Raw genomic sequence first — 7,259 nt, forward strand, 5'->3', positions numbered from 1 at the left:
GGAAGCTTGATCTGTGAAGAAAATTGCCATAGCGGGTGCCGGCTTCTCTGGTGCTGTGGTCGCCCATGAGCTGGCGAAGACAGGTAAGTATTCAATAGATGTATTCGAGGCGCGCTCTCATGTAGCTGGCAATTGCCATACTGTTCGGGACGCAGAAACTGGTGTCCTCGTGCATAAATATGGCCCGCACATTTTTCATACCAGCAACCTCGAGGTGTGGGATTATGTGAATAGGTTTGACGAGTTTGTCCCGTTTATCAATCGGGTGAAGGCGATTACGGGAGGACGAGTTTTTTCATTGCCGATCAACCTCCTTACTATTAATCAGTTTTTCGGAAAGACGTTTTCACCAAGTGAAGCCCGCGCATTTATCGACACAGTGAGTGATCGATCAATTTCTGAGCCTAAAACATTTGAAGAGCAGGCATTACGCTTCGTGGGTAAAGACCTCTATGAAGCCTTTTTTCACGGTTATACAGTGAAACAATGGGGAGTTCAGCCGTCTGAACTGCCCGCTAGTATTTTGAAACGCCTCCCAGTTCGTTTCAACTATGACGACAACTATTATTCCAGTGTTTATCAAGGTATGCCCAGACATGGATATACGCATATTATTGAAAAGATGTTGGATCACCCCGCGATTGAAGTTTATCTAAACACTTCCGTTTCCTCCGAAATCAAGGAGCAGTACGACCATCTGTTCTATTCGGGGCCTATCGATGGTTGGTACGATTTCAATGAGGGAAGGCTCGGCTATCGCACGCTTGATTTTGTGGAAGAGCGTCATACTGGGGACTATCAAGGAAATGCTGTCATTAATTATGGAGATGTAGAAGTTCCTTGGACTAGGATTTCGGAACATAAACATTTTTCTCCGTGGGAGGATCATGCGAGCACGCTCATATACAAGGAGTACAGCCGACTGTGTGGCGCTGCTGACATACCCTATTATCCCATAAGGTTGGTACAAGAGAAGGCTCAGTTGCAACGCTATGTAGCTCGTGCAAATCAGGAAAAGAAAATGACGTTTATGGGACGTCTAGGCACTTATCGTTATCTCGACATGCATGTGACGATTGCGGAAGCTCTTGATGTTGCGCATACATATCTAGAAAGTGAAGGATCCAGCAAAGAAATGCCAGTTTTCTGCACATCACCACTTTGAAGATTTATCTCATCCCCAATTATAGAAAGTGGGAGTTGCTGCTATGAAAAAAATTCTTTGTGTTGTGGGAACGCGACCGGAAGCTATAAAAATGGTCCCGGTCATCCTTGCTCTTAGGTCTGCAGGATGGGCCGAGGTTAGAGTTTTGGCTACGGCCCAGCACCGGGCAATGTTGGATCAAGTACTCGGATTCTTTAACATCGTTCCGGATTACGATCTCAATGTGATGCGTCCAAACCAAAATCTAACGGATCTGACTGCACGTTTATTGACAGGTGTTGGGCAAATATTAGATGAAGAAAAGCCAGATGTGGTATTAGTACAAGGCGACACGACCACTGTTATGGCTGCAACCTTAGCTGCGTTCTATCGTCACATACCAGTAGGACATGTGGAAGCGGGGTTGCGAACTGGAGATATACAAAACCCCTTTCCAGAGGAGGCCAATCGCGCTTTAACTGCGCGTATAGCTAGATGGCATTTTGCTCCTACAGAAAGTTCAAAAGCAAATCTACTTGCTGAAAATATTGAAGAGTCAGCAATAACTGTTACGGGAAATACAGTTATAGATACTTTGCTGATGATGGCGGAACGAAATATTGATCTTGGTATTTCACTTCCGGAGCATCGCCGCCTGGTTTTAGTTACTTCTCACCGCCGCGAGAACTTCGGCGAGCCAATTAAAAGAGTGTGTTCAGCAATTAAGAAATTGGCAGTGGACAATCCCGACGTGTGTATTTTGTATCCTGTTCATCCTAATCCAAATGTAAAACACGTTGCAGAAGAATTGTTAGGTAACGTGCCCAATGTCGTGTTATGCGATCCCTTAGATTATGCTCCGTTTGTAGCGGCTATGAAACGAGCCCATTTCATTATTAGCGATTCGGGGGGCGTTCAAGAGGAGGCGCCTGCGCTTGGGAAGCCGGTTCTCGTTTTACGGCAAGAAACTGAGCGACCTGAAGCCGTGACGGATGGCGTTGTAAAGCTCGTCGGAACGGACTTCAGAAAGATTGTAAGCGAAGCTCAGAACCTTTTAGATAACTCGTTCGCTTATGACGAGATGGCTCGTGGCGTATCGCCATATGGAGATGGGAACGCCTCGAAGAGGATTGTTGAAGTGTTAAGTTTGACAATTTAATCTCCTGTTTCTGACGCGATGTGTACGCTGGAGGCCGCAGGTCAGGCCGCTTGAGCGTTGACTGTCGGAGGCGTCCAATTCCAAGGAAGCAGTTGCTCCAGCTTGGTCATCGGCGTGTCCGCGATACGGGCAAGGACATCGGCAAGCCACGCCTGGGGATCGATGTCGTTGAGCTTTGCCGTCATGATTAGCGTGGCCATGAAGGCTGCACGATCTGCACCGCGGTCTGATCCGGCGAAGAGCCACGACTTTCTGCCGAGCGCAAAGCCTCTGAGCGCTCGCTCGGCGGCGTTGTTCGTCAGGCAAATCCGGCCGTCGTCCAGGAATGACGTGAAGCCGTCCCATCGCTTGAGCATGTAATCAATCGCCTCGGCGACCGGGGAACTGCGTGAGAGTTTTGCCCGCTCGGTTTGAAGCCAGGCCTGAAGATCATCAACGAGCGGCCGGCTTTCCTTGCGGCGACGATCCAGGCGTTGATCGGCCGTAAGCGCGTTGATCTCCCGCTCGATATCAAACAGGCCGTCGATCCGTTTGACAGCTTCGAGCGCCATGGGTGAGATCGGCGCGGCGTTCTTTCCACGCTTGGCGTTTGCGGCAATGTCGGCGAGCACGAAAAACTTGCGCCGCGAGTGTGCCCAACAGAGTGCCTGGGTCAGCGGATCGGGATCGCGATCAACCTTGAACAGCGGATTATAGCCGCCATAGGCGTCCGCCTGCAGAATGCCGGTGAAGGTCTTCAGGTGGCGCTCCGGATGCTCCTGCCGTCGATCCCGCGAGGCATAATAAAGGGCGGCCGGCGGTGAGAGCCCGCCGAATGGTCGGTCATCCCGGACATAGGTCCATATGCGACCGGTATCGGTCTTTCCCTTGGCCAGGATCGGCACGGTTGTGTCATCACCATGCAGACGTTCGGCAGCAAGGACATGCGCCTCGATCAGGGAGTGAATGGGCTTCAATGCCGCGGCACATGCTCCAACCTGATCGGCCAGCGTCGATAAGCTGAGGTCGACGCCCTCGCGGGTGTAGCGCTCGCTCTGGCGATTGAGCGGCTGGTGCTGGGCAAACTTCTCGAACAGGATCATCGCCAGCAGGTTCGGCCCTGCAAAACCGCGGGGCGTCACATGGAAGGATGCTGGTGGCTGCGTAATCTTCTCGCACTCGCGGCAGGTGAACTTCTCTCGCACCGTCTGGATAACCTTCCAATGGCGCGGAACGACCTCCAGGGTCTCGGTAATGTCCTCACCGAGCTTTGACAGTTTAGCCGATCCGCAGCAGGCGCAATTCGTGGGAGCGGCGACAATGATGCGTTCGCGCGGCAGATGTTCAGGAAACGGTTTGCGTGATGGGCGCTTGCGCTCGCAGGCTTTGACGGCTGAGGCTTTGGCTGCGATTTCCGCGGCCAATTCATCTTCACCGGCGTCCGCTTCCAACTCCTCGAGCTGCAGTTCCATCTGCTCAAGGAGCTGCGCCTTACGCTCGGACCGACTGCCGTAGAGTTCACGGCGAACCTTGTCGATCTCCAGCTTCAGCCGCGCGATCAGCGCCTCGGAATGCGATACGAGTGCCTTTGCACTGGCGGCTTCTGCCTTGGCGGTCGCCGCTTCTGCTTCGGCTGCGATCCGTCGAACGCGTTCCTGGGCCAGCAGTGCGAGCGCACTGGCAAGGTCGTCCGGAAGCTCTTCGGTCGCATTACTCATGACGGGATGGAATCACATTCGACCCTGTCATTCCAGTGTTTTTGCTTATCCGGCCGACGTCGGCCGCCAGGTCTTTTGCGGCATCCGCCAGTCGATACCTTCCAGCAGATAACCGAGCTGCGCAGGCGTGATCACCACCGTGCCATCGGCCGCTGATGGCCAGATGAAGCGGCCGCGCTCCAGCTTCTTCGTAAACAAACAGGCTCCCTGGCCGTCATGCCAGATCACCTTGATCAGGCCGCCGCCTCGGCCACGGAATACGAACAGGTGACCGCACATCGGGTCGCGCTTCAGCGCCTCCTGCACCATCAAGGACAGACCGGGGAAGCCTTTGCGCATATCGGTATGGCCTGTCGCCAACCAGACCTTCACGCCAACAGGAACCGGAATCATCGCAGCCCCAGCACGCAATCGAGAATCCGGCCAAGCGCATCCGTGTCGATATCGCTGTCCACGCGGACACGACGGCCCCGACCCAGCTCAATCGTTACATCGCTGCGCTTCCGACGAGGATGGGATGTGGTGGGCGGTTCCGGTTGAAGGGGAGAGACTGCCGGCGCGGTCTCCGACACGATCACCGGTACCAACGTGGTTGCCGTCTCGGTCTTCGGTTCCTCGATCCGGCACAGCTCCTTGCGCCAACGGAACAACTGGCTGACATGGATACCGGCCGCACGGGCAATCTCGGAGACCACCGCGTCCGCCTCAAAGCAGGCCGCGACGAGGCGCTCTTTGTCTTCGCGTGACCAACGACGACGGCGCTCTACGGACGTGATCACCTCAACTGGATACTTCGTCATATGACTACTCCTAGTGTTACCACTAGGACTGGCAGTCAGAAGGCCGCCATCGCAAGACGGCCTTCACCGTGGGCTTACTGCAATTCGCATGCCTGCTCTCAAGGATTGGCTCGGTATTCACCACCGTGCTGAAGCAAGGCCCAGATCACCCTTGCGTTCTTGTTGGCGACGGCAACCGCTGCGCGGTTGTAACCACGCCTTTCCCTAAGCTCGTTGACCCACTCACTGGCAGGGTCGGATTTCCGTTGCGCTGTCCGAACCACTGACCGTCCGCCATGGACCAGAAGTGTTCGCAGATGCTGACTGCCTCGCTTGCTGATTCCAAGCAAGACGCGGCGATCGCCGCTGGAATGTTGTCGCGGCACAAGGCCCATCCATGCTGCTAGGTGCCGGCCATTCTTGAAGTCGGCTCCTTCACCAACCGCGGCAACGACTGCCGTTGCAGTCTTAGGGCCGACGCCACGGATCTTCGCTATACGCTGGCAGACGTCGCTCTCGCGGAAGACGGCGTCGATCTGCTTGTCGAAGTATCTGATCTTTTCATTGATCTGCAGCAGGAAAGCATGGAGGGTGCCGATGATATCGCGTGTCAGCTCGGTGATATCGATCGTTGGATTGTTTATGATCTCCGGTATTGTTCGCTGGGCAATCGAGACCGACTTTGCGATGGCTACACCGCGCTCGAGAAGCAAGCCCCGCATCTGAAAGATTAGGGCGACACGATGATTGACCAACCTCTGCCGAGCCCTGTGGAGGCCCTGAATGTCCTGCTGGATGATCGATTTCTTCGGCACGAAACGCATATGTGGCTGTTGAACGGCAATACATATTGCCTGAGCATCGTTGCCGTCATTCTTCTGGCCCTTTAAAAACGGCTTCACATACTGCGGTGCGATGATCTTCACAGTATGCCCTTGAGCCTCAAAATGCCGCTGCCAGTGAAAGGCACCCGTGCAAGCTTCGATCCCGATCAGGCAAGGCGGCATAGCCTCGGTCACCTGCAGCAGTTGATCGCGCATCACGCGCCGTTTCAGGACAGCCTGACCATCAGCGTCTACGCCATGTAGCTGAAACACATTCTTGGCGATATCAATTCCCAGAACCGCAACGTTTGCCATGACAACCTCCTTCGTTGGCGCAACCAGTGTGAATGCGGGGTGGGGAACAGTCTATCCCATTAAGTGGCGCGCCAGGTATGGTGGCATGGATGCGTCGATGATCAGCCAGATGAAGGCTCTGGAGGATGAGAACCGTCGGCTCAAGAAGATGTATGCCGAGATGAGCATGCAGGCAGAGCTTTTAAAAGAGGCTCTTGGAAAAAAATGACGCGGTCATCTCAACGCCGGGAGATGGCCAGGAAAGCTGTGGCGTTACGCGGCGTCAGCATTGCACTGGCCTGCCGTACCTTTGGTGTCAGCGAGACCTGCTATCGTTACAGCGCCAGGCTGAACGAAGAGAACGAGCAGATCGCCGATCTGCTGATCGGGCTAACGCGAGCGAAGAAGTGCTGGGGCTTCGGTCTTTGTTTTCTTTACCTGCGCAATGTCCAGGGGCATCGCTGGAACCACAAGCGCATATACCGCATATACCGCGAGCTGGAATTGAACCTCAGGACCAAGCCACGCAAGCGGTTGAAGCGCGACAAACCCGATGCGCTGGCCGTGCCCGAAGCGCCAAACATGGTCTGGTCCATGGATTTCATGGCGGATCGCCTGGAAGACGGCAGGCAATTCCGGCTGCTGAATGTCCTGGACGACTTCAACCGCGAGGGGCTGGGCATCGAGGTGGATTTTTCGCTGCCTGCTGAACGCGTCATCCGCAGCCTGAACCAGATCATCGAATGGCGCGGCAAACCATTCGCCATTCGCGTGGATAATGGGCCTGAATATGTCAGTGGCAAACTGATGGAATGGGCCGAAACGCAAGGAATTGCTTTATGCCACATCCAACCCGGAAAACCGCAACAGAATGCCTATGTCGAGCGCTACAATCGCACCGTGCGACATGAATGGCTTGACCAACACACCATCGAAAGTATCGAGGAGGCACAGGAATTCGCCACGCAATGGCTCTGGACCTACAACAACGAACGGCCCAATATGGGCATCGGCGGCATCACACCCGCACAGAAACTAAAAGCGGCTGCGTGAATTCTACTGACGAGCCCCGTTAAAAACGGGGGGATTACCCCTCTCCATCCGTCACCAAAAGACGGATGGTCAGACGAAACTGCTCGGGGGTCAAAGTTGGACGCCGATTACCCCGGCAGAGGGGGCAATATTCCACGCCGAAACACACTTAGCGAAAATCAACAGCTACGGTGAGTTCTGTTGTAAGCGGTAAGGCTACCCCACATATCATTAGTCGGCGTGATGGGCGATTTTCCGTATGAATCATACGGAGAGTCCTATGAATGACGATATGAATCATTCCCAGATATTCGAGGTTTTGACGGCGGA

6 protein-coding genes and 1 pseudogene are annotated in these 7,259 nt (G+C 54.3%); 3 read left to right on the forward strand and 4 right to left on the reverse strand.

All coding sequences use genetic code 11. From position 1 onward, the window contains the following. Positions 1–13 precede the first annotated feature (13 nt). Together glf and wecB are read left to right on the forward strand one after the other, a co-directional pair. Positions 14–1,165, forward strand: coding sequence for a UDP-galactopyranose mutase (gene glf, locus F9K94_RS14385; RefSeq protein ID WP_151646389.1), 1,152 nt, complete (start codon positions 14–16; stop codon positions 1,163–1,165). A gap of 43 nt (positions 1,166–1,208) precedes the next feature. Beyond that, the gene (wecB, locus tag F9K94_RS14390) at positions 1,209–2,303 is read left to right on the forward strand and encodes a non-hydrolyzing UDP-N-acetylglucosamine 2-epimerase (RefSeq protein WP_151646391.1); all 1,095 of its coding nucleotides are present in this window, start codon (positions 1,209–1,211) and stop codon (positions 2,301–2,303) included. Positions 2,304–2,344: 41 nt separating this feature from the next. Here the strand turns inward: wecB and tnpC are convergent, their stop codons facing one another. From tnpC to F9K94_RS14410, 4 genes are all read right to left on the reverse strand, one after another. Beyond that, entirely contained in the window at positions 2,345–4,000 is a 1,656-nt protein-coding gene (gene tnpC, locus F9K94_RS14395) for an IS66 family transposase (RefSeq protein WP_151646393.1), read from the reverse strand. 45 nt (positions 4,001–4,045) lie between these two features. Beyond that, positions 4,046–4,393: an IS66 family insertion sequence element accessory protein TnpB gene (gene tnpB, locus F9K94_RS14400; RefSeq protein WP_044459718.1), complete on the reverse strand. Its 348-nt coding sequence runs from the start codon at positions 4,391–4,393 to the stop codon at positions 4,046–4,048. Continuing rightward, positions 4,390–4,800 (reverse strand): IS66-like element accessory protein TnpA, encoded by a 411-nt coding sequence (gene tnpA, locus F9K94_RS14405; protein ID WP_105529435.1) that lies wholly within the window; start codon positions 4,798–4,800, stop codon positions 4,390–4,392. The genes tnpB and tnpA overlap by 4 nt, the downstream gene beginning before the upstream one ends. Before the next feature lie 98 nt (positions 4,801–4,898). Beyond that, positions 4,899–5,918, reverse strand: a complete 1,020-nt coding sequence (locus tag F9K94_RS14410) for an IS110 family RNA-guided transposase (protein WP_151646395.1) — start codon at positions 5,916–5,918, stop codon at positions 4,899–4,901. A 61-nt stretch (positions 5,919–5,979) separates the two neighbouring features. Here F9K94_RS14410 and F9K94_RS14415 point away from each other — a divergent pair. Then, positions 5,980–6,950: pseudogene (locus F9K94_RS14415) on the forward strand (IS3 family transposase); the annotation flags it as partial. Positions 6,951–7,259: the final 309 nt, after the last annotated feature.

It is taken from the genome of Brucella tritici (assembly GCF_008932285.1).
Classification (GTDB): Bacteria; Pseudomonadota; Alphaproteobacteria; order Rhizobiales; family Rhizobiaceae; genus Brucella; species Brucella tritici.

Excerpts from the sequence above, each read along its gene's own strand:
- wecB (WP_151646391.1), top strand. The coding sequence starts at position 1,209 with ATGAAAAAAATTCTTTGTGTTGTGGGAACGCGACCGGAAGCTATAAAA.
- tnpC (WP_151646393.1), bottom strand. The coding sequence starts at position 4,000 with ATGAGTAATGCGACCGAAGAGCTTCCGGACGACCTTGCCAGTGCGCTC.
- tnpB (WP_044459718.1), bottom strand. The coding sequence starts at position 4,393 with ATGATTCCGGTTCCTGTTGGCGTGAAGGTCTGGTTGGCGACAGGCCAT.
- tnpA (WP_105529435.1), bottom strand. The coding sequence starts at position 4,800 with ATGACGAAGTATCCAGTTGAGGTGATCACGTCCGTAGAGCGCCGTCGT.
- F9K94_RS14410 (WP_151646395.1), bottom strand. The coding sequence starts at position 5,918 with ATGGCAAACGTTGCGGTTCTGGGAATTGATATCGCCAAGAATGTGTTT.